This window comes from Yersinia sp. Marseille-Q3913, from assembly GCF_963892745.1.
Classification (GTDB): domain Bacteria; phylum Pseudomonadota; class Gammaproteobacteria; order Enterobacterales; family Enterobacteriaceae; genus Yersinia; species Yersinia bercovieri.
Map to the genome: position 1 here is coordinate 66496 of NZ_CAWQAF010000033.1, position 20941 is coordinate 87436.

Consider the following 20941-nt stretch of genomic DNA (forward strand, 5'->3'; position numbering starts at 1 on the left):
ACAACTTGTATCGGCGCTCTTTAAGGAACCTTTAGCCATTCTTTGAAATAATTTTAAAATTAGCTGAAAATTATTCTTTATCTCTTCTTTAATTACTGCTCTATTCAATGGAGCAAATAGCCCCCTGTTATCCCCCGTTATTCTAGCCATCATAAATTCTATTTTATGTGTAAACTTTTCCTCTTCTTGGCCGATAACCCGGTAACGACACTTGAATATTAAGGATTAGACATGGCAAGTATCAGTACACTGGGTATCGGGTCAAATATGGAATTAGGCACTTTGCTGGATAAGTTAACCGCAGCAGAGCAAACCCGGTTAACACCGTTAACCACCCAGCAATCCAGCTATAAAGCTAAGCTCACCGCCTACGGTGTATTACAAAGTGCACTGGCAAAGCTGGAAACAGCATCTGCGGCATTACAAAAAGCAGATACACTGAGCACGACTACAATCAGCAGCTCTAACACTGCGTTTAGTGCGACAACCGATAGCAAAGCAACGGCTGGCAACTACTCAATTGAAGTGACCAACATTGCTAAGGCGCAGTCTTTATTATCTGCAGATGTCCCTAATGCGACAGATAAACTAGGAAATGACAATGGTACTCGTACCATCACCATTTCCCAGCCAGGGAAAGAAAAACCGCTGGAAGTGACATTAACCAACCAGCAAACCTCCCTGACAGATATTCGCGATGCCATCAATAAAAAAGAAGGCAGTGTTAGCGCCAGTATTATGAAAGCGGATGATGATACCTATTATCTTTCATTAACTGCGAAAGATACCGGCACCAAGTCAGAAATGACGATCAGTGTCACCGGCGATGACAAGTTAAATGACTTCCTGAATTACACGCCAAGCAGCACTGGTGGCAGCGGCGCAATGACGCAGAAAGTCAAAGCTGAAGATGCCACATTAAGTGTCAATGGCGTCTCCATTACCCGCCAAAGTAATACAATTACGGATGCACCACAGGGTGTGACCATTAATATCAAAACCTTAACGAAAACCAATGAGCCGGAACAACTGGTTGTTGCCCGCGATAGCACAGCGACCAAAGCGGCAATACAAAGTTTTGTTGATGCCTATAACTCATTACAAACCACTTTTGGTTCTTTGACTAAATATACTGCGGTAGAAGCAGGCAAAGACCAATCTGCGGGTAATGGGGCTTTAGTCGGTGATGGCGTATTACGTAATATTCAAACTCAATTGAAAAGCCAACTGGCATCTTCGCAAGTCGGTGACCTAAAAACATTGGCCAGTATGGGCATTACGCAGGATCTTGATGGCAAATTAGTTGTCGACTCAACCAAATTAGATGCCGCGCTAAAAGATAAGCCAAACAGTGTGACGGCATTTTTTGTCGGTGATGGTACTACCACTGGTTTCGCTACCCAGACTGATACATTGCTCAAGACCGCACTGGATACCACCAAGGGCACCCTGAAAACGGTGACTGATGGCATCAATAAAACGTTAAAAAATCTGGATAAGCAGGTCACGGCAACGACTGAAAGCATTACTGCCACGATCGAACGGTATAAAACGCAATTTACTCAACTTGATAAGTTAGTAAGCTCGTTGAATAACACCGCCAGTTTCTTAACGCAGCAATTTAAGTAAAACGAACTGTGTTGACCCGGTCATTTTGTTGACCCGGTCATTTTAAAGGATAGGACATGTACAATCGTTCAGGGAGCCAGGCCTACGCTAAAGTAGGCTTGGAAAGTGGTGTAATGAGTGCGAGTCCACACCAATTGATCGTGATGTTGTTCGACGGGGCGCAAAGCGCCCTAGTTCGAGCTCGCATCCTGATGAGTCAAGGCGATATTCCAGGTAAAGGCACAGCGCTATCCAAAGCAATTGATATTATCAATAACGGCCTGAATGCAGGGCTGGATTTGGAGAAAGGCGGAGAAATGGCTGAGAATTTATCTGCCTTGTACGATTATATGTCACGGCGTTTACTGCATGCCAATTTGCATAATGACGAGCAGGCAATTAATGAAGTCGCTGCTTTGCTCGAAAATATTGCGGATGCCTGGCGGCAGATCGGCCCAAATTATCAACCCAACTAGGACCCCATTTAATGGAACGTCACCAGCATCTTTTGTCCGAATATCAACAAATCCTGACCCTCAGTGAGCAAATGTTAATGCTGGCGACCGAGGGTAATTGGGATGCGCTGGTTGATCTAGAGATGACTTATCTCAAAGCAGTTGAAAGTACTGCTAACGTCACCATTTCTTCATGCTCATCTTTGGCATTACAAGAGTTATTACGGGATAAGTTAAGCGCTATTTTGGCTAATGAAGTGGAAATTAAGCGTTTATTACAACAGCGCCTTGACGCATTAAGTGAATTAGTTGGGCAATCCACCCGACAACAAGTGGTTAATAATACTTATGGTCAGTTTCCCGACCACGCATTGCTGTTAGGTGAGACACAGTAATCGTAGGTCACAGAACCTTAATATATCGATTCGTGGTGAAGCATCACATGCAACTGCAACTATTAACATGGTAAGCAGTTTTTATTGTCACTATTTTTAACATGAGATTATATTGACAGTAACAATTACTCAGGTCGAACTGGCTATTATTATAACCCCTAAAACTTTTCGCTAAAATAGTCAGTCACTGTGAATTTTCTATTAAAATGAGTTGCTAGTCTGCCATTCAAAGCGTAAAGATATTCTCAGGCTAAAATTGTGAAATGAATATCGATGGAACGTACGATTAATTTTTGCCCTGGTGTGGGTAGCTCAGCGCATGTTATTCAACACACAGAGCTGCTACTCACTTCAGTCTATATTGAGAATCCCTTGCTCATTATGGTTAACCGTGGGCATAAGATTATTCGCTGGGACAATCAGGAGTGCGTTGTTCAAGCCGGTGAAATAGTTGCGGTAAGTAGCGGACAAACTGTTGATGTTATTAATGGCTTGTCTGATGACGGACTATTTTTTAGCCACCAACTTCGCTGTGACCCCCGATTGATAGCCACCTTTGCCAATCATCCCGCTTCAGCTGGGCTTGGGCTTATTCCTGGAGTTATGCCGGTGCGTAATTTAGCACCTGAGTTTATTAATACATTCGGCAATACATTTAAAGCAATTTCAGATACCGGTGATATTCCCCCCGCCATTGTCAGGCATCGGATGCTTGAATTACTACTTTGGTTAGCCCAACGTGGCGTTAAATTTTCGCTTAGTGAAAGTCATTCGCTTAGTGAAAAAGTACGCCGTTGTTTGGCTATTGACCCGCATAAAATATGGTCCGCATCAGAAGTGGCAGATCATATGGCGATGAGTGAAGTGGTATTACGACGTAAACTTGCGGCGGAAAATATACTATTACGCGATTTAATGATTGATGTACGTATGACCAGCGCACTGCGTTTGTTGCAAGGTACTGATTGGCCAATTTCTTTAATTGCCAGTCAAGTGGGTTATGAAAGTGCATCACGTTTCGCCGAACGTTTTCGCAAACGTTTTGGCTTTGCGCCAACGGCCATACGCGGACATCATCGTTTACAGGCAACAGATAATGACTCATCGTCCGATGGTTATCATAATTATTTAAGCTTGCACACGCCTGATTTAGGGCGAATGTAACCCACTCAGTTTATCCTTTATCCTTGCCATAACACTTGTTAAGCCATTCAGTAATATCGCCACATCTCATTTAGTTAACTTGCCAGAATCCTTTTTACAGTCAACATTCAGGACTGCTAAATACTGCTTTTAGATATTCCGCACGTTAAATCATTCTTTTTCACACCGCGATTAGTTTTTTCATCCAACAATCCTAACCCAATATTGAACAAAGTCTTTTTAATCATACAATTACTTATAACTCACTGAATATTAGGGATCTGTGTTTATAATTTCAGCACATTCTATGATTATGATTGATTGAATAATAAACTTCGGGATGGCTATGATGCTAAGCAACCTGTTCGGACTAAAAAGCCGCTATCCTTTGCACATCCAAATAGCGGCCCTATTTACTCTGCTGATCGTCTCAATTGGGATTGTCATTATTGCTTTTGGTCATAGCCAATTGACCAAATTGACCGAGATCAGCACCAACCGACAGTATCAAAAAACCGGGGAAGCCATTGCTGCTGAATTGGATGCGGTAACCCGCCCTATGATGATGTCGGTTAACCTTCTCGCCAGTATGCAAATAACAGAACTATCGACACTTGAGCAAAGAATGGCTTTTATCGGTAAGTTTATTGAAGTTCTGCAACAAAATAACTATGCCAGTGCTGTCTATAGTGCTCATCCCAACGGCGATCTATTTATGTTGCGACGCCTGACTGAGGCTAACCGTATACTATTCCATGCCCCGGAAGAGGCCGAATGGATGATTCAAAGTAATCGTTTTCTTGATAGTCTGCCGGAAAAACGTTTTATTTACCTTAATAAGGAGCAGCAGGTTATTGCGGTGATGCCGCGAGATAATGATAACTACGATCCCCGACGGAGAGATTGGTTTATTTTGGCGGCCGCAAACCCTACGCTGGTCACCTCCCCTATCTATATTTTTAAAGGTACAGGCGAAGTCGGCTTTACTTATAGTCGTCAGGCCGAAAATAAACAGGCGATCATTGGATTAGATGTTTCTCTGGCTTCGTTATCACAATTCCTGGTAAGACAAAATCTGCCACCAGGCAGCCAGGCCATTATTATTAACTCTCGCGGTGAAGTTATCGCTAGCCTGCCAAAAACCAAAGAGACTACGGTAGTAGCCGCTAGCGAAGATAAACAAGTTCCTGTATTGCAAGCGCTACTTAATACTCAAAAAAGCAATCTTGCTAGCAATAATACTCAAGGGGATGATCATCCCCATAGCATCATGTTTGAAGCGAAAAACCAGCACTGGTTCGGCTCAGTTGTTGATATCAATACCAATGGTAACGCCTATCAGTTGGTTATTGCCACGCCAGCGAGTTATTTAACTGCTGATGCGAACTCTATCCGTAATCATTCAACCTTTATCGCGTTTATCCTATTGATGCTCGGTTTACCGCTTGTTTGGTATTTCTCAAGAAAGATATCCAAACCGCTGATTCGACTGCGTCAAGATGCCGATGCTATCAGTAACTTGTATTTCGAAGATCGTGATTTAGAGCACTCAGTCATTGAAGAAGTGGATGAGCTACATAAATCCATGTCAAAAATGAAATCAACGCTAAAACAGTTTATTTCGATGGGTAATATGCTGACAACAGAAAGTAATTTCTATCGTCAGATGCAGGGATTATTAGGTGAAACCACAGAAATTGCGGCCATGACTGGCGGGATTATTTTTCTCACAGATAAAGATACTGGGACTTTTACGCCAACAGCATTTCGCTGGAATGGCGAAAATATCCCCGTTGCAGAGATGTCTTCACTACAGGTAGAAAAAGATAACTTTAGCGCCTTCCAACAAGTGCTTGAGGGAAAAACTATTGTCGGAACCTTGAATAAAGAGAATATATTTAATCAGCTACAAGATTTCCTGCAACCGTATTTGCCTTTACGTTTTATTGCTGTACCGATGAAAACACATGATGACCAATTATTAGGTTTCTTACTGCTGTTTAATCCTTATGTCTTAAATACCGAACGTGAACGCTCGAAAATCCAATTAGTCAATGCGCTGGTGGGTAGCTTATCGGTTTCAGTAGAAACCCAGCGCCTACTGCAAGAACAGAAAAACCTGCTCAATGCCTTTATTGAGCTTATTGCTGGCGCAATTGATGCTAAAAGTGCTTATACCGGCGGGCACTGTCAACGTGTGCCGGAAATAACCAAGATGCTCGCCCGGGCAGCGATTAATATTAAAGAAGGGCCTTTTGCCCACTTTAATTTATCCGAGAACGAGTGGGAAGAACTGCACACCGCCTGCTGGTTACATGACTGTGGCAAGATAACTACTCCGGAATTTGTCGTCGACAAATCAACAAAGCTGGAGTTAATTTACGATCGTATCCACGAAATACGCATGCGGTTTGAAGTATTAAAATGTGAAAAAGAGATTGCCTTCTTACGTCGTCATACCACCGTCACGGCCAGTGAAGCAGACCAGCAAATATTGGCTGACGAATTACGCCAGTTGGATGAAGATTTTTACTTTATCGCGCACTGTAATATTGGCGGCGAATTTATGTCTGATGAGGCCATTGCGCGCATCCAACAAATTGCGGGCTACCATTGGACTCGTACATTGGATGATAACGCTGGTATTGCCCATGAAGAGCGGGTTCGTAAGGCGCGGCAGAGCACACCTTCATTGCCGGTACAAGAGTCGATGCTGGCAGATAAAGAAGAGCATATTATTTACCGCGATAATAAAAATAAGCGTCCGGAATATTATGATTTCAAGGTACAAGAGCCAACCTTCCTCTATAACCGTGGTGAGATTTATAACCTCAGCATTCGCCGTGGAACACTTACGGAGGAGGACCGCTACAAAATAAACGAACACATTATGCAAACTATTGTGATGCTAAAAAAATTACCTTTCCCACGCACCATGGCGAATGTTCCGGTGATTGCAGGTGGGCATCATGAACGGATGGATGGCAAAGGCTATCCTTACCAATTGACCTATAAACAGATGAGCATCCCGGTGCGAATGATGGCTATTGCCGACGTATTTGAAGCGCTAACCGCCGCAGACCGCCCTTATAAACCAGGTAAACTGTTATCTGAAGCGCTGAATATTATGGTTAACATGGTAAATGAAAATCATCTGGACCGGGATCTGTTTATTCTGTTTCTGCAATCCGGTATCTGGCATGAATATGCCGTTGCTTATCTGCAAGTGGATAAAGTTGATATCATTGATATCTCAGCATTACTGCAACAAGTGGGGCATCAAAATATTTCGCTGGCAGAGACGGCTTAGAGAGCAAGAAAGGGAGAGTTATTATCCTGAAGTGGCGCTATGCTAAATAGCGACCTACTGGGTGTTAGGATTTTATTTGGTTTTGCCTTCTCTTAGGCGCTGACTGGAGTGAATACGTGTTCTACAGCTACGGTGAAACAGAAATCAATCATCTCAAGCGGCGGGATAAAAAAATGGCCGCCGCTATTGACCGTTTGGGGATGATCGCGCGGCCATTATCCCCAGATCTATTTGCGGCGTTAATCAGAAATATTGTCGATCAGCAGATATCGGTTAAAGCGGCGCTCACGGTTAATGCACGACTGGTGGTATTACTGGGTGCAATTACGCCGATAACTATTGCGCAGGCATCGGCAGGGGCGATTCAGGGCTGCGGCATGACGATGAAAAAAGCCGGATACATTAAAGGTGCCGCAGAGGCTGCACTTGATGGCTCGCTGGATTTAGCGGCAATTGCGCAATTACCCGATAATGATGTGATTACGCAGCTATCCAGTCTCAATGGCGTCGGGGTTTGGACCGCAGAAATGCTATTAATATCATCGCTCTCACGCCCGGATGTGCTCAGTTGGGGTGATTTGGCGATCCGTCGTGGCATGATGAATTTATATCGCCATAAAACACTACCGCGCGAACGTTTTGAAATATATCGCCGCCGCTATACCCCTTATGGCACAACAGCGTCGCTATATTTATGGGCTTTGTCACACGAAACAGAGGGTACTGGTGCAAATAAGCCGTGACGGCATGGCCAATATAGCATTAGCTACCGCGAATAGAGGACAACCTGGGATCTTATTTGTAGCAGTGCCCAATATTATCCATTCCCAAACGAAGCCCTTATATTACACTTCAGTCATATTGCTTAGTGCATCGCACGGGTTGCTCAGGTTCTCTTTGTAAATAGTGAGCTGGAGTTTTGTCCCTGCACACCTGACTATTCGTCGGATCCGGTAGGTGCTGTCAGGAATGTCGGTCCAGGATCTGCCACCATCGTTGCTTTGCTGGTAGGTCTGGGTTATTACAAATTCTAGTTCGCCGGGACCGCCAAAATTTAGCATCTTGGGTGAAAATGGCCCCAACACCGTATGGGTGTCGTTACCCTGACCTGTATTGCCGGGCATATAGATAGCATTACCTACACCATAGTGGACCCCCTTCTGACGGTACTCATTGATCACATAGGGCAGCACTCTGTGTTCAGGAGCCTGCCAGCAAACCTTCTCGCGCACGCGAATATGGGCGAGATCACCCAGTACACCGGTGTCGCTCTGCCAGATAAGTGTATGGTCAATGGCACCGGCTGCACCGGCTGTCAGGTTAAATGTACGGAAGTTGATCAACTGGGGGCGCAGTTGATCATGCAACCCCGGACATTCGCGGATCAAGTACTGCTTCGTCTTCAGGTACTTCTGCCACTTAATGGCTGATATTTTCTTCATCTCCGATGCCAGTTGCTCGACTCGAAAGGTTCCCCAACCGTGCCGGACCAGATTGATGACAGCATGCAGATCACTGCACAAAATACGCTCGTAGGTGGGATTGTCGGTTCTCAAGACTCTGTCAAAATCGATAAACTGGAACATGCATCTCCTCTGTGCGGACTCGTCTGGCTGACTGTTATACTGAGGTTTCATTCATTCTTCTGCGAATAGGTGGCGGAATCTGCCCTTCCGGACGAAGACTCTGCATGTGGCCAGCTCTCAGATCCGTTTCATTCCGATGATGGGAAGCTGTCTGCCCCGAAATGAGCTGGAAAGGAAAATAAGCCAGTGCGGCTGAAACCCCCACCGCTGCACTTTCTAGTAAAAGCGCAGCATGTTTGTCCATTATCGCGGAATTGGCTGCCGCTGCAGCGAGATTGGCTGACGTTGTCGCGGCATTGGTCAGATAAGCGGCACTAAACGTCGTCGAAAGCAACGCACTTCGGCTGGCATGGACGTTAAATATTTTGTCTTTTACCTGATCCCATGACTGCTCCCACGGCTTATGTATCCGAAGATGCACCTCTACATCTCTTCTACTGTGTAATGACATACCGGTCAGTGCTGTCACATCATCAACAGTTTCACCCCAAAAGTTCACCACAGAGCGTGCTACAGCATTCGCAGCGACAGGGCCTAAGCTTGGTACAAGGAGATCAGTCGAATACTGCATAGCCTCATTGACCAAAAACTGATTAGGGAGATATGACAAAGCCGCTAGCGTTGCGCTGAGCCTGCGTTGATAGTTATCCAGCTCCAGATTACTCTCAAAATTAATATAATGCTGAAAGAGGTCACGTAATGGCGTATAAACAAAGTTAGCTGAGGCTAATGCCGCTGCTGCACCGCCATCCATAGTCCCGGTCGCAATCAGCATTGTCACACCCGCACCCGGCAGTATGATACAAACAACCCTGCCTATAACAGTCCACCGCGTATAATTTTGGTTATAGAAATCACGACAAAGTCCGCCAAATTGTAAAACGCAGGGCAAATATCCGGCAATAGCCCCCAGAGCAACTGCCCCGCCGGCGTTTCCGATACTCGCTTCTATAGAGCGCCGTACTATCTCTCGTACCCCTGTTGTTATAGATACGGAGATCACATTTCGGCTAATAATAGCGCCCAGGTTAGATGCCTGGCGGCGAAGCCATGGCGAGGTAGCCCCCAGGCACTCCCCCAGACAGTTACCTGGCATAATAATATTGACGTAACTGGAATGTCCGGGAAATTGAAGTCCATGTATCATAAAATACTCCTTTCGTCAGTCACCTATACTAAAGTGATAAATTCTGACCTATCAGTTCAGGCGATGATTCACACGTTGAACTGATGATTTTACGAAGTGCCTCAATGACCGTTTCAGCACACTTATCAGGCAACTTTCTGATAAAGTGCATATTATTGATTTTATCAATTGCCGTAAGTAAGAAACCGCCCTAATTGTAGCTAAGGCGAGATTGGCGAGACCATCGAACGGTCCTAAGGATGATGCCCCCTAAAAATGCCGATCATGGCAAGGGGCTGAGATTTATCAGATGGATATTGCCCGTGGCTTGCAAGACATTTGCTTAAACGGGCATGGCACTTACATCAGCGAAGAGAGAGATAGACTTGGATGCTATAATTGACGGGCTTAGATTTTCATCAAAGTGATAGGAATGCATGATATAAATGCAACAGCATTACCCACTCACACCCCCATATTCATCACATCTTGATAAGCGGCGACCAGCTTATTACGCACCTGGATCCCCAGTTGTAAAGAGACTGATGATTTCTGCATATCCACCATCACGTCATTCAAACCAACACCGGGGACACCCAATTCAAAATTCTGCGCCTGAGTACGGGCATGTTGCTGGGTTTCACTGATTTTACCAATAGCCGCTCTCAATTCGCTGGCAAAACCGGCCTCAGCGGGTAATGTTTTCGCTGTACCCGATGCCTGCAATGCCGTGACCTGCAACTGCTGTAAAACCCCTTCAATACCTTGAACAGACATGCTCATCCCCGAATAGGTCGTTGGTAAAATTACCATTTTGATCGAAAAATGGTGTGGCAAATGATTCCGTTGGTGCCGTTATACACCCACTATCACCTGTCACTATTTTCAGGATGACACCCTAACACATCATTTTTGCGCTAAAGCGGCTAATTAGGCCCAAAAATACCAGCTTATTGACCCATCGAATTCAGGAGTTACAGCAAATAATGACATGCCCATAAAAGGGGAGAACAGCTATTGATGCTTTATTGCTCACAGCACTTGGGAGTCTGTTTTGTTCCGACACATTAATTATATAAAAAATACTCACTCAAACGTTGTTCAGCTTGGCCAAGGACGTGTATGAATGCCTCAATAACTGGCGGTGAAAATCGTGATAATGCTTTTACGACGACGCTGGCACGCCTACGCGCGAATCCAAAAATCCCACTGCTGATTGCGGCGGCTGCCGCTGTCGCTATCATTGTCGCGCTGATGTTATGGGCGAAAAGCCCGGATTACCGCGTCCTTTATAGCAATCTGAGTGATCGTGACGGTGGTGAAATCGTTACGCAACTGACGCAACTGAATATTCCTTACCGCTTCGCTGATAACGGCGGCGCATTGCTGATCCCGGCAGACAAGGTACATGAAACTCGTCTGCGTCTGGCGCAACAGGGGTTGCCGAAAGGCGGTGCGGTCGGTTTTGAATTACTGGATCAAGAAAAATTTGGTATCAGCCAATTCAGTGAACAAATTAACTACCAACGGGCATTGGAAGGTGAGCTGGCCCGCACTATCGGCACCCTAGGGCCGGTGCTGAATGTGCGGGTTCATTTGGCGATGCCAAAACCCTCGCTATTCGTCCGTGAACAAAAATCCCCGACCGCCTCGGTCACCCTCGCCTTGCAACCTGGACGCGCACTCGATGACGGCCAGATCAATGCTATCGTGTATATGGTCTCCAGCAGTGTGGCCGGTTTGCCGCCGGGTAATGTGACTGTGGTTGACCAAACCGGTCGTCTGTTGACGCAATCCGACAGCGCCGGTCGCGATTTAAATGCCGCGCAACTCAAATTTACCAATGAAGTCGAAAACCGCTTCCAGCGCCGCATCGAAACTATCCTCGCACCAATGGTGGGTAGCGGTAATGTTCATGCGCAGGTCACGGCACAAGTTGATTTTGCCAGCCGCGAACAGACCGACGAAGAGTACAAACCGAATCAGGCCGCCAATCAAGGGGCGGTGCGCTCCCAGCAAACCAGTAATAGCGAGCAACTGGGCGGCAGCAATGTCGGTGGCGTACCTGGCGCACTATCCAATCAGCCCTCGGCTACGCCAGTGGCACCAATTGAAGTACCTCAGCCAGCGCCTGTAGCTGGAGCTGCCGGAGCGGCTGCAAATAACGCCAATGCCGCCAATCGTCCTGCGACCACCACGGCAGCCCGATCGACAGCCACATCCAGCAATAGCCGTCATGACCAAACCACTAATTTCGAAGTCGATCGCACTATTCGTCATACCCAGCAACAAGCGGGCATGGTGCAGCGCCTGTCGGTGGCGGTTGTGGTCAATTACGGCAGTGATAAAGCGGGCAAGCCGGTTGCCTTGTCGAAAGATCAATTGGCGCAAGTGGAATCACTGACGCGCGAGGCGATGGGCTTCTCTACTGATCGTGGCGACACCTTAAATGTGGTCAACACACCATTTAATGCCACCGACGATGGTAGCGGTCTCTCCCTGCCCTTCTGGAAACAGCAGTCGTTCTTTGATCAGTTGCTAAATGGCGGTCGTTATCTGCTTATCTTGCTGGTGGCATGGATCCTGTGGCGCAAACTGGTGCGCCCAATGATTGCCAAGAAACAACTTGCGGATAAAGCCGCAGCTTCGGTCAATAGCATGGTGCAGACCGCACAGAGCGCTGAGACTGTGAAGCAAAGTAAAGAAGAGCTGGCCCTGCGTAAGAAGAATCAGCAGCGCGTGAGTGCTGAAGTTCAGGCCCAGCGTATACGCGAACTTGCGGATAAAGACCCACGTATTGTTGCGTTGGTTATCCGTCAATGGATGAGTAATGACCAATGAGCCTGACCGGAACTGAAAAAAGCGCCATCATGCTGATGACTCTGGGTGAAGACCATGCCGCCGAGGTGTTTAAGCACCTCTCCTCGCGCGAGGTACAACAACTCAGTACCACTATGGCGAGTATGCGTCAGGTTTCACACCAGCAGTTGGTCGATGTCCTTGCTGAGTTTGAAGACGACGCTGAACAATATGCCGCGCTAAGTGTTAACGCCAGCGAATATCTGCGCACCGTGCTGATCAAAGCACTGGGCGAGGAGCGGGCTTCCAGCTTGCTGGAGGACATTCTGGAGTCGCGCGAAACCACCAGTGGTATGGAAACACTCAACTTTATGGAGCCGCAGATGGCGGCCGATCTGATCCGCGACGAGCATCCGCAGATTATCGCCACCATTTTGGTCCATCTGAAACGTGCTCAGGCGGCCGACATTTTGGCGCTGTTCGACGAGCGTCTGCGCAACGACGTCATGCTGCGTATCGCCACCTTTGGTGGTGTCCAGCCAGCGGCGTTGGCTGAATTGACGGAAGTGCTGAACAACCTGCTCGATGGTCAGAATCTCAAACGCAGCAAAATGGGCGGTATCCGCACCGCCGCCGAGATTATCAACCTGATGAAAACCCAGCAGGAAGAGACGGTTATGGAAGCGGTACGCGAATACGACGGCGAGTTGGCACAGAAGATTATCGACGAGATGTTCCTGTTCGAGAATCTGATCAGCGTCGACGACCGCAGCATTCAGCGCTTGCTACAAGAGATCGACAACGAATCACTGCTGGTGGCGTTGAAAGGTGCCGATCAGGCATTGCGCGAGCGCTTCCTCAGCAACATGTCACTGCGCGCGGCAGAGATCCTGCGCGACGATCTGGCAACCCGTGGGCCGGTACGCATGTCACTGGTCGAAAACGAACAGAAATCTATCTTGCTTATCGTCCGTCGTCTGGCGGAGAGCGGCGAGATAGTCATTGGCGGTGGCGAGGATATCTATGTCTGATCGGATTAATGCCCTGCCCTGGCAGCCCTGGTCACTCAATGACTTTGCCAGTCAGCCAGAGAGACCTCCGGTGGTCCAGGCACCGGATATCAGTATGCTGTTTACAGATGAGCCGGGCGTTGATGCAGAGCCAACTGAGGTTGATGAGCAACAAACATTACTGAATCTGCAACTCGAAGCGGAGAAGCAGGGTCGTCAACAAGGGTTCGCCAAAGGGTTGCAAGAGGGGCTGGATAAAGGGTACCAAACCGGGCTGGAAGAGGGTCATCAACAGGCATTGGCGGATGCTCAGAAAGAGCTGGCCCCGATGACTGCGCATTGGCAACTGTTGGTGAATGACTTCCAAAGCACCCTTGATGCCCTGGACAGCGTGATCGCCTCCAGATTAATGCAAATGGCGTTGGCGGCGGCGAAACAAATTCTGGGGCAGCCGGCTATTTGTGATGGCACCGCGTTACTGGCACAAATTCAGCAACTGATTCAGCAAGAGCCGATGTTTGCCGGTAAGCCACAATTGCGGGTCAATCCCGAAGATTTAGCCATCGTCGAGCAGCGTTTGGGTTCCACCCTCAGTCTCAATGGCTGGCGCTTATTGGGTGATAGCCAAATTCATTCGGGCGGCTGCAAGGTTAGCGCCGAAGAGGGTGATCTTGATGCCAGTCTGGCCACCCGCTGGCATGAGCTCTGCCGTCTGGCTGCACCGGGAGAGTTATAATGACCGCCCGTCTTGGTCGCTGGCTCGCATCGATGGATAAGTTCGAAGAGCGTATCAGCCAATCAACCACTATTCGCCGCTACGGGCGGTTGGTTCGTGCTACCGGCCTGGTGCTAGAAGCGACCGGGCTGCAACTGCCATTGGGCGCAACTTGCCTCATTGAGCGCTACGATAACGGCGAAGTGCAGGAAGTTGAGAGCGAAGTGGTCGGTTTTAACGGCCAACGGCTGTTTTTGATGCCACTGGAAGAGGTTGAGGGCATTGTCCCCGGCGCAAGAGTCTATGCGCGCATGACCACTGGTGGTGCCTCTGCCAGTAAACAACTGCCACTTGGCCCTGAATTACTGGGCCGCGTGCTGGATGGCAGTGCGAAACCCCTTGATGGCTTGCCGGCACCTGAAACCGGCTATCGTGCACCACTGATCACCCCCCCGATCAACCCCTTGCAGCGTACTGCCATTGAGCAGGTATTGGATGTCGGTGTACGCACCATCAATGCCCTACTCACCGTGGGTCGTGGGCAGCGTATGGGCCTGTTCGCCGGTTCTGGGGTGGGTAAAAGCGTGCTGCTAGGCATGATGGCCCGCTACACCCAAGCGGATGTGATTGTGGTTGGCTTGATTGGTGAGCGTGGCCGTGAAGTTAAAGATTTTATCGAGAATATTCTAGGCCCGGAAGGCCGCGCCCGCTCGGTGGTGATTGCCGCCCCGGCTGATGTCTCGCCGTTGTTGCGGATGCAGGGGGCCGCTTATGCCACGCGCATCGCCGAAGATTTCCGCGATCGCGGCCAGCACGTATTGCTGATTATGGACTCCCTGACCCGCTATGCCATGGCGCAGCGTGAAATCGCCCTCGCCATCGGCGAGCCGCCAGCGACCAAAGGGTATCCGCCATCCGTATTCGCCAAATTACCCGCATTGGTTGAACGGGCCGGTAACGGCGTCACCGGCGGTGGCTCCATCACCGCATTTTATACCGTATTAACCGAAGGCGATGACCAGCAGGACCCTATTGCTGACTCCGCCCGCGCCATTCTTGATGGGCATGTGGTGTTATCACGGCGTCTGGCGGAATCCGGCCACTATCCGGCCATCGACATTGAAGCCTCGATAAGCCGTGCCATGACATCGCTTATCGACGAGAACCACTACAGTAAAGTTCGCCAGTTCAAGCAGTTACTGGCTAGTTATCAGCGTAACCGCGATTTGGTCAGTGTCGGTGCCTATGCGGCCGGTAGTGATCCGCTGCTGGATAAAGCCATTGCGCTCTACCCGCAGATGGAGATCTTCTTGCAGCAAGGCATGTATGAACGCAGCAGTTACGAAGATGCCTGCCAGCACCTAAAGAGCCTGTTTCCTGGCTAAAAACTAACAACCCTGCGGCGTCGAGAACGAAAAAACATACCCAAAGTTATTGGCGTTGCAGGTAGGCAGCAAGTGAATGACAAATCGGTCGAAAAACGATTTGAACAGCATTTATGCTAGCCCACAGGGTGAGCCTCAAGGATGAGGCTCATTAATCCCCGATGAGCTGACTCAAGTCAGTGATTCGGGTGAGTGAACGTAGCTAACAACCCTGCGGCGTCAAGAACGCAGGGTATGAGGAATGCGATGAAAAGTCAGTCACCACTCGTCACCTTGCGCGATTTGGCCCAAAAGGCGGTCGAACAGGCAACCACTCAGTTGGGTCAGGTTCGCTTGTCCTACCATAATGTTGAGCAGCAACTCACGATGTTGCTCTCTTATCAGGATGAGTATCGGGTGCGATTGAATGACACGCTGAGTAACGGGATGGCCTCCTCCAGTTGGCAAAATTATCAGCAGTTTATTCAAACACTGGAACAAGCCATTGAGCAGCATCGTCATCAGTTAGCGCAGTGGAATGTCAAAGTTGAACAGGCAGTCAAGCATTGGCAAGAGAAGCAGCAACGGCTGAACGCGTTTGAAACCCTGCAAGAGCGCGCTGAAACCACTCAGCGCCTGCATGAGAACCGTTTGGATCAAAAATTGATGGATGAGTTCGCCCAGCGCGCCTCACAAAGGAGTCTTAATTCATGAATATCGCCCTACTGCCTGCCACTGCGACCGCCAGTGAAACTGAGGGTGCTGCATCTTCTTCATCTATTGCGGCGCTATTTACCGACGCAGGGCTACCGGCTGATTTTGCCAAACTGTTGGGCGATCAACTGGGTAAAGAGCTGACTGCCATTGATGCTTCGACACTGAAATCATCATTAGCCGCCACTACTGATATCACCGCCGATGTTGACGGTGGAAAATCAGCCACCGGTAACAGTAAGTTGAATCAGTTGCTCGCGGCATTGGGCGATATCAGCGCCACACTACCTGCGGGGCTGACTCACGCAGGGCAAAGTGGTGAAGCGGCTAGCCTGAAGAGAACCACGGTTGATGATGACCGCACACTGGATAAAACCGCCGACAAAGCTGACCTCAGCGCCTTGCAAACCTTGCTGGCGATGTTACCGCATCAGGTTGCCACCACATTAGGCTCCGCCAATAATGGGCAAAAAGCCGCTTTGGCTGAGGGCAATGGCCTGATCGACAGTAAAACCAGCACCCGGCAAGATTTGGCCGCGCTCACTAATCTGACATCACAAGATAGAGGTTTAGCCGCCCTGATGGGCAGCACTCTTGCCACCGTCAGCAATGTGAAAAGTGATAAATCGGTGGGCAGTGACCCGCTCTCTGCAAGCAGCGCGAAAAGCAAAACCTCACCAGATAAGCTGGCTCGCCTGGCGGCGCAAGATGCCGATAGCGCTCTTAACGTGAAAGCCACTCCGTTGGCAGCACAGACAGATAGCGCGGTGACGCCAACCTCGGCGCTGGATAAAACTTTCGTCAGTTCATCGGCCGTCACCCCCTCTCTTGCGCCGGTTTCCAGCCCCATTCTGACCACTACCACTGGCCCTCAAGTCAGTGTGCCGGTCAGTGGTCATTTAAGCGCCCAATTGGGCAGCCAGGAGTGGCAACAGTCGCTGGGCCAACAGGTGGTGATGTTCAGCCGCAATGGTCAGCAGAGTGCCGAACTGCGATTACATCCGCAGGAGTTAGGTGCATTGCAAATTAGTTTGAAGATGGAAGATAACCAGGCTCAGCTACACTTTGCTTCAGCCCACAGCCAGGTCCGCGCCGCCCTTGAAGCGGCAATGCCAAGTTTGCGCAGCGCATTGGCTGAAAGTGGTATTCAACTGGGCCAGAGCAGTGTCGGCAGTGAAGGACAGTGGCAACAAGCTCAGCAGCAGAGCCAACAAAATCAGCAAGGTTTCGCCGCACGCAACCAGCCAGCCTACGGTGACACCGCTTCAGTCGACGCCCTTGCCAGCACACCATTAGTCACGCCAGCAGCACTGCAATCATTGGCTAACGGCAGTGGCGGTGTTGATATTTTCGCCTAAAAGGGGTGCGAGTTTCGCCAAAAGATGACAAACGGGCAAGTTAGGCCGTTTTTCGCCACCTATTCTGCCTATTGGCATTGAGGATACGCGGGATAATCATCAGTAATAATTCGGATAACCTGGGGTCATTTGCCCCACGTTATTATCGTGATCCACCGGTTTGATACCGAAACAGGAATTTGTCTTCTCCATGTCTGAAAATACTTTCCCGGCCAAGCGTAAGAGTTCGATCTGGGTAATCCTGTTGGTGCTGGTTGCTGTAGCAGCATCTGCGGGCGGCGGTTATAGCTGGTGGTTGCTCAACAAAAGCAAATCTACCACCGCGAAAGTCGTCCCTGTTATCCCGGTATTCATGCCGCTGGAGACCTTTACGGTCAATCTGATCACGCCAGATAACAATCTGGACCGCGTGCTTTATATCGGATTAACACTAAGGCTGCCCGACGATGCCACTCGCGCAAAACTCAATGACTATCTGCCGGAAGTGCGCAGCCGCTTGCTGTTGCTGCTCTCCCGTCAGTCTGCCGATAGTTTGTCGAATGAAGCGGGTAAACAGCGCTTAGTCGATGAAATTAAAAACGTACTTAGCCCGCCAATGGTTAAAGGCCAACCTAATCAGGTAGTCAGCGATGTGCTGTTTACCGCATTCATACTGCGATAATCATTATGGGCGATAGCATTCTTTCACAAGCAGAGATTGACGCACTGTTAAACGGTGATAGCGGGGGTGAAGAACCTGAAGCTGTCACGGGGACTGAAACAGACGTTAAACCTTATGATCCGACGACCCAGCGGCGTGTGGTGCGTGAGCGCCTGCACGCGCTGGAGATCATCAATGAGCGGTTTGCCCGTCAGTTCAGGATGGGGCTGTTTAACCTGTTACGCCGCAGTCCGGATATCACGGTCGGCCCGATAAAAATTCAGCCTTATCATGATTTTGCCCGCAACCTGCCGGTGCCGACCAATCTCAACTTGATCCATCTGAAACCCTTGCGCGGCACGGCGCTGTTCGTGTTCGCCCCGAGTTTGGTGTTTATTGCCGTTGATAACTTATTTGGTGGCGATGGCCGCTTCCCGACGAAAGTAGAAGGACGCGAATTTACCCACACGGAACAACGGGTGATCAATCGGATGTTGCGGCTGGCGCTGGATGCTTACCGTGATGCATGGGCACCTATCTATAAGATAGATGTCGAGTATGTCCGTTCTGAAATCCAGGTGAAATTCACCAATATCACCACCTCCCCTAACGATATCGTGGTCACCACCCCTTTCCATGTGGAGATCGGGGCGTTGAGTGGCGAGTTTAACATCTGTATTCCGTTTGCCATGATCGAGCCGCTGCGTGAGCTGCTGACCAATCCACCACTGGAAAACTCCCGTCAGGAAGATAGCCATTGGCGTGAAACGCTGGTCAAACAGGTGCAGCATTCAGAGCTGGAATTGGTGGCTAATTTTGTTGATATCCCGCTGAGACTGTCGCAGATACTCAAGCTACAGCCAGGGGATGTGCTGCCCATAGATAAGCCGGATCGACTGATTGGTCATGTCGACGGCGTACCGGTACTGACCAGTCAGTACGGGACATTAAACGGGCAATATGCCCTGCGTGTTGAACATTTGATTAACCCTATTTTGAATGCTCTGAATGAGGAACAGCCCAATGAGTGACCCTAAGCTTCCGTCTGACGATGGAAAGGAATCCGTGGACGATCTGTGGGCTGATGCGTTTAATGAGCAGCAGGCGATGGAGAAACCAGCAGCCACCACCGAAGGTGTATTTAAATCACTGGAAGCGCCGGATGCACTGGGTAACCTGCAAGATATCGATTTGATTTTGGATATCCCGGTAAAACTGACCGTTGAGTTGGGTCGCACCAAGATGACCATTAAAGAGCTGCTGCGCCTGTCTCAAGGCTCCGTGGTCTCACTGGATGGCCTGGCGGGCGAACCGCTGGATATCTTGATTAACGGTTATCTGATTGCTCAGGGTGAAGTGGTGGTGGTGGCGGATAAATATGGTGTTCGTATCACCGATATCATTACCCCATCCGAACGTATGCGCCGCCTGAGCCGCTAATGACTGCAACGCAGACAGTAACTTCTGTTGAGGCGACAACCCCCGCTGCTGTAGCTCCGGGGGCTACCACCGGTTTTGCCGCTAGCCATCCGGGTGTTGCGGTGCAACAAACCGCGCCAGCCATACCCGCCGGTTCGGTGTTAACTCAGGTCGGCAGTGTGTTGGGCGGTATTTTACTGCTGATTCTATGCGGAGCCTGGCTGGTGCGCCGTTTGGGTTTTGCGCCGCAAGCGCGCAACAATAAGTTGTTGAGTGTGAAGGCCAGTTGTCAGGTGGGTCAGCGCGAACGTGTGGTCATCGTCGAAGTGGATAACACTTGGCTGGTGTTGGGTGTGACATCACAACAGGTGACGTCACTCCATACGCTACCTCGCCCGCCGGTGGATGACACCGCCAGCGAGTTGCCGACTAAAAATGCCAAACCTGCTGATTTTCGCCAGCTACTGAACCACCATCTGTTTAATAAGAAATTGAAACATCCGGAAAAATCGGCATGATGTCACTCCGCCTGCGACTCAATAAAATCACCCTGCTGCTGCTAACCTTACTCTGCTCCCCGGCGGTCTTTGCGCAACTTCCAGGGCTTATCAGCCAACCCCTGGCGAATGGTGGGCAGAGTTGGTCATTGCCCGTGCAGACACTGGTCTTTATCACCGCTTTAAGCTTCCTGCCCGCGGCCTTACTGATGATGACCAGCTTTACCCGCATCATTATTGTGCTGGGTTTGCTGCGCAACGCATTGGGTACACCCTCTGCGCCACCGAATCAGGTGATGCTGGGTCTGGCACTGTTTTTGACCTTCTTTATTATGTCGCCGGTGTTCGACAAGGTGTATCAGGATGCCTATCTGCCCTTCAGTCAGGATAAGATAAGCATGGAAGTGGCTATGGATAAAGGCTCGCAACCATTACGCGAATTTATGCTGCGCCAGACCCGCGAATCAGATCTGGCGCTCTATGCCCGTTTAGCCAATCTACCGCCACTGGAAGGGCCAGAAGTGGTGCCGATGCGGATCCTGCTGCCCGCCTATGTCACCAGCGAGCTGAAAACCGCTTTCCAGATCGGTTTTACCGTTTTTATTCCCTTTCTTATTATCGACCTGGTGGTAGCCAGTGTGCTGATGGCGCTGGGGATGATGATGGTGCCGCCCGCCAGTATTTCACTGCCCTTTAAGCTGATGCTGTTTGTATTGGTTGATGGTTGGCAGTTGTTATTAGGTTCACTGGCGCAAAGTTTCTATAGCTAATCATTCGCCGCATTGAGGCAAGGGTAAACAGA

The 20941-nt window shown here is 49.3% G+C and carries 20 protein-coding genes; 17 read left to right on the forward strand and 3 right to left on the reverse strand.

Annotation, left to right across the window (positions count from 1 at the left end; genetic code table 11):
- The first annotated feature begins 231 nt into the window (after positions 1–231).
- The 6 genes from fliD (at position 232) to AACW11_RS13735 (ending at position 7654) form a co-directional block, all read left to right on the forward strand.
- Complete coding sequence (fliD, locus tag AACW11_RS13710; RefSeq protein ID WP_212584461.1) at positions 232–1629, forward strand: flagellar filament capping protein FliD; 1398 nt, start codon at positions 232–234, stop codon at positions 1627–1629.
- A 56-nt stretch (positions 1630–1685) separates the two neighbouring features.
- Entirely contained in the window at positions 1686–2084 is a 399-nt protein-coding gene (gene fliS / locus AACW11_RS13715; protein ID WP_032898159.1) for a flagellar export chaperone FliS, read from the forward strand.
- A gap of 11 nt (positions 2085–2095) precedes the next feature.
- On the forward strand, positions 2096–2458 hold the full coding sequence (gene fliT, locus AACW11_RS13720; protein ID WP_005275622.1) for a flagella biosynthesis regulatory protein FliT: 363 nt from the start codon (positions 2096–2098) through the stop codon (positions 2456–2458).
- 273 nt (positions 2459–2731) lie between these two features.
- Positions 2732–3622, forward strand: a complete 891-nt coding sequence (locus tag AACW11_RS13725; protein WP_212584462.1) for a helix-turn-helix transcriptional regulator — start codon at positions 2732–2734, stop codon at positions 3620–3622.
- Positions 3623–3950: 328 nt separating this feature from the next.
- Positions 3951–6911, forward strand: coding sequence for an HD domain-containing phosphohydrolase (locus AACW11_RS13730; protein WP_212584590.1), 2961 nt, complete (start codon positions 3951–3953; stop codon positions 6909–6911).
- Between the two features lie 116 nt (positions 6912–7027).
- Positions 7028–7654: a DNA-3-methyladenine glycosylase family protein gene (locus AACW11_RS13735; protein ID WP_212584463.1), complete on the forward strand. Its 627-nt coding sequence runs from the start codon at positions 7028–7030 to the stop codon at positions 7652–7654.
- A 102-nt stretch (positions 7655–7756) separates the two neighbouring features.
- Here AACW11_RS13735 and AACW11_RS13740 read toward each other — a convergent pair whose 3' ends face one another.
- The 3 genes from AACW11_RS13740 to fliE form a co-directional block, all read right to left on the reverse strand.
- Positions 7757–8497, reverse strand: coding sequence for a hypothetical protein (locus AACW11_RS13740; RefSeq protein ID WP_212584464.1), 741 nt, complete (start codon positions 8495–8497; stop codon positions 7757–7759).
- Between the two features lie 34 nt (positions 8498–8531).
- Complete coding sequence (locus tag AACW11_RS13745; RefSeq protein ID WP_339379064.1) at positions 8532–9644, reverse strand: hypothetical protein; 1113 nt, start codon at positions 9642–9644, stop codon at positions 8532–8534.
- Positions 9645–10088: 444 nt separating this feature from the next.
- Positions 10089–10400, reverse strand: coding sequence for a flagellar hook-basal body complex protein FliE (fliE, locus tag AACW11_RS13750; protein WP_005275629.1), 312 nt, complete (start codon positions 10398–10400; stop codon positions 10089–10091).
- Between the two features lie 345 nt (positions 10401–10745).
- Here fliE and fliF point away from each other — a divergent pair, with 345 nt between their 5' ends.
- The 11 genes from fliF (at position 10746) to fliP (ending at position 20909) form a co-directional block, all read left to right on the forward strand.
- The gene (fliF, locus tag AACW11_RS13755; RefSeq protein ID WP_212584466.1) at positions 10746–12464 is read left to right on the forward strand and encodes a flagellar basal-body MS-ring/collar protein FliF; all 1719 of its coding nucleotides are present in this window, start codon (positions 10746–10748) and stop codon (positions 12462–12464) included.
- Positions 12461–13453: a flagellar motor switch protein FliG gene (fliG, locus tag AACW11_RS13760; protein ID WP_212584467.1), complete on the forward strand. Its 993-nt coding sequence runs from the start codon at positions 12461–12463 to the stop codon at positions 13451–13453. The genes fliF and fliG overlap by 4 nt, the downstream gene beginning before the upstream one ends.
- On the forward strand, positions 13446–14168 hold the full coding sequence (fliH, locus tag AACW11_RS13765) for a flagellar assembly protein FliH (protein WP_212584468.1): 723 nt from the start codon (positions 13446–13448) through the stop codon (positions 14166–14168). The genes fliG and fliH overlap by 8 nt, the downstream gene beginning before the upstream one ends.
- On the forward strand, positions 14168–15532 hold the full coding sequence (gene fliI / locus AACW11_RS13770) for a flagellar protein export ATPase FliI (protein ID WP_005275635.1): 1365 nt from the start codon (positions 14168–14170) through the stop codon (positions 15530–15532). Before fliH ends, fliI begins: the two co-directional genes overlap by 1 nt.
- 246 nt (positions 15533–15778) lie before the next feature.
- Entirely contained in the window at positions 15779–16225 is a 447-nt protein-coding gene (gene fliJ, locus AACW11_RS13775; protein ID WP_212584469.1) for a flagellar export protein FliJ, read from the forward strand.
- On the forward strand, positions 16222–17583 hold the full coding sequence (locus AACW11_RS13780) for a flagellar hook-length control protein FliK (RefSeq protein ID WP_212584470.1): 1362 nt from the start codon (positions 16222–16224) through the stop codon (positions 17581–17583). Before fliJ ends, AACW11_RS13780 begins: the two co-directional genes overlap by 4 nt.
- A 190-nt stretch (positions 17584–17773) precedes the next feature.
- Positions 17774–18244, forward strand: a complete 471-nt coding sequence (fliL, locus tag AACW11_RS13785; RefSeq protein WP_212584471.1) for a flagellar basal body-associated protein FliL — start codon at positions 17774–17776, stop codon at positions 18242–18244.
- 5 nt (positions 18245–18249) lie between these two features.
- Positions 18250–19254 carry a flagellar motor switch protein FliM gene (gene fliM / locus AACW11_RS13790; protein ID WP_212584472.1) on the forward strand — a complete coding sequence of 335 codons (1005 nt, stop codon included), beginning with the start codon at positions 18250–18252 and terminating at the stop codon, positions 19252–19254.
- On the forward strand, positions 19247–19663 hold the full coding sequence (fliN, locus tag AACW11_RS13795) for a flagellar motor switch protein FliN (protein WP_032898540.1): 417 nt from the start codon (positions 19247–19249) through the stop codon (positions 19661–19663). The genes fliM and fliN overlap by 8 nt, the downstream gene beginning before the upstream one ends.
- Positions 19663–20160, forward strand: coding sequence for a flagellar biosynthetic protein FliO (fliO, locus tag AACW11_RS13800; RefSeq protein WP_212584473.1), 498 nt, complete (start codon positions 19663–19665; stop codon positions 20158–20160). Before fliN ends, fliO begins: the two co-directional genes overlap by 1 nt.
- The gene (fliP, locus tag AACW11_RS13805) at positions 20157–20909 is read left to right on the forward strand and encodes a flagellar type III secretion system pore protein FliP (RefSeq protein WP_445285821.1); all 753 of its coding nucleotides are present in this window, start codon (positions 20157–20159) and stop codon (positions 20907–20909) included. Before fliO ends, fliP begins: the two co-directional genes overlap by 4 nt.
- Positions 20910–20941 lie beyond the last annotated feature (32 nt).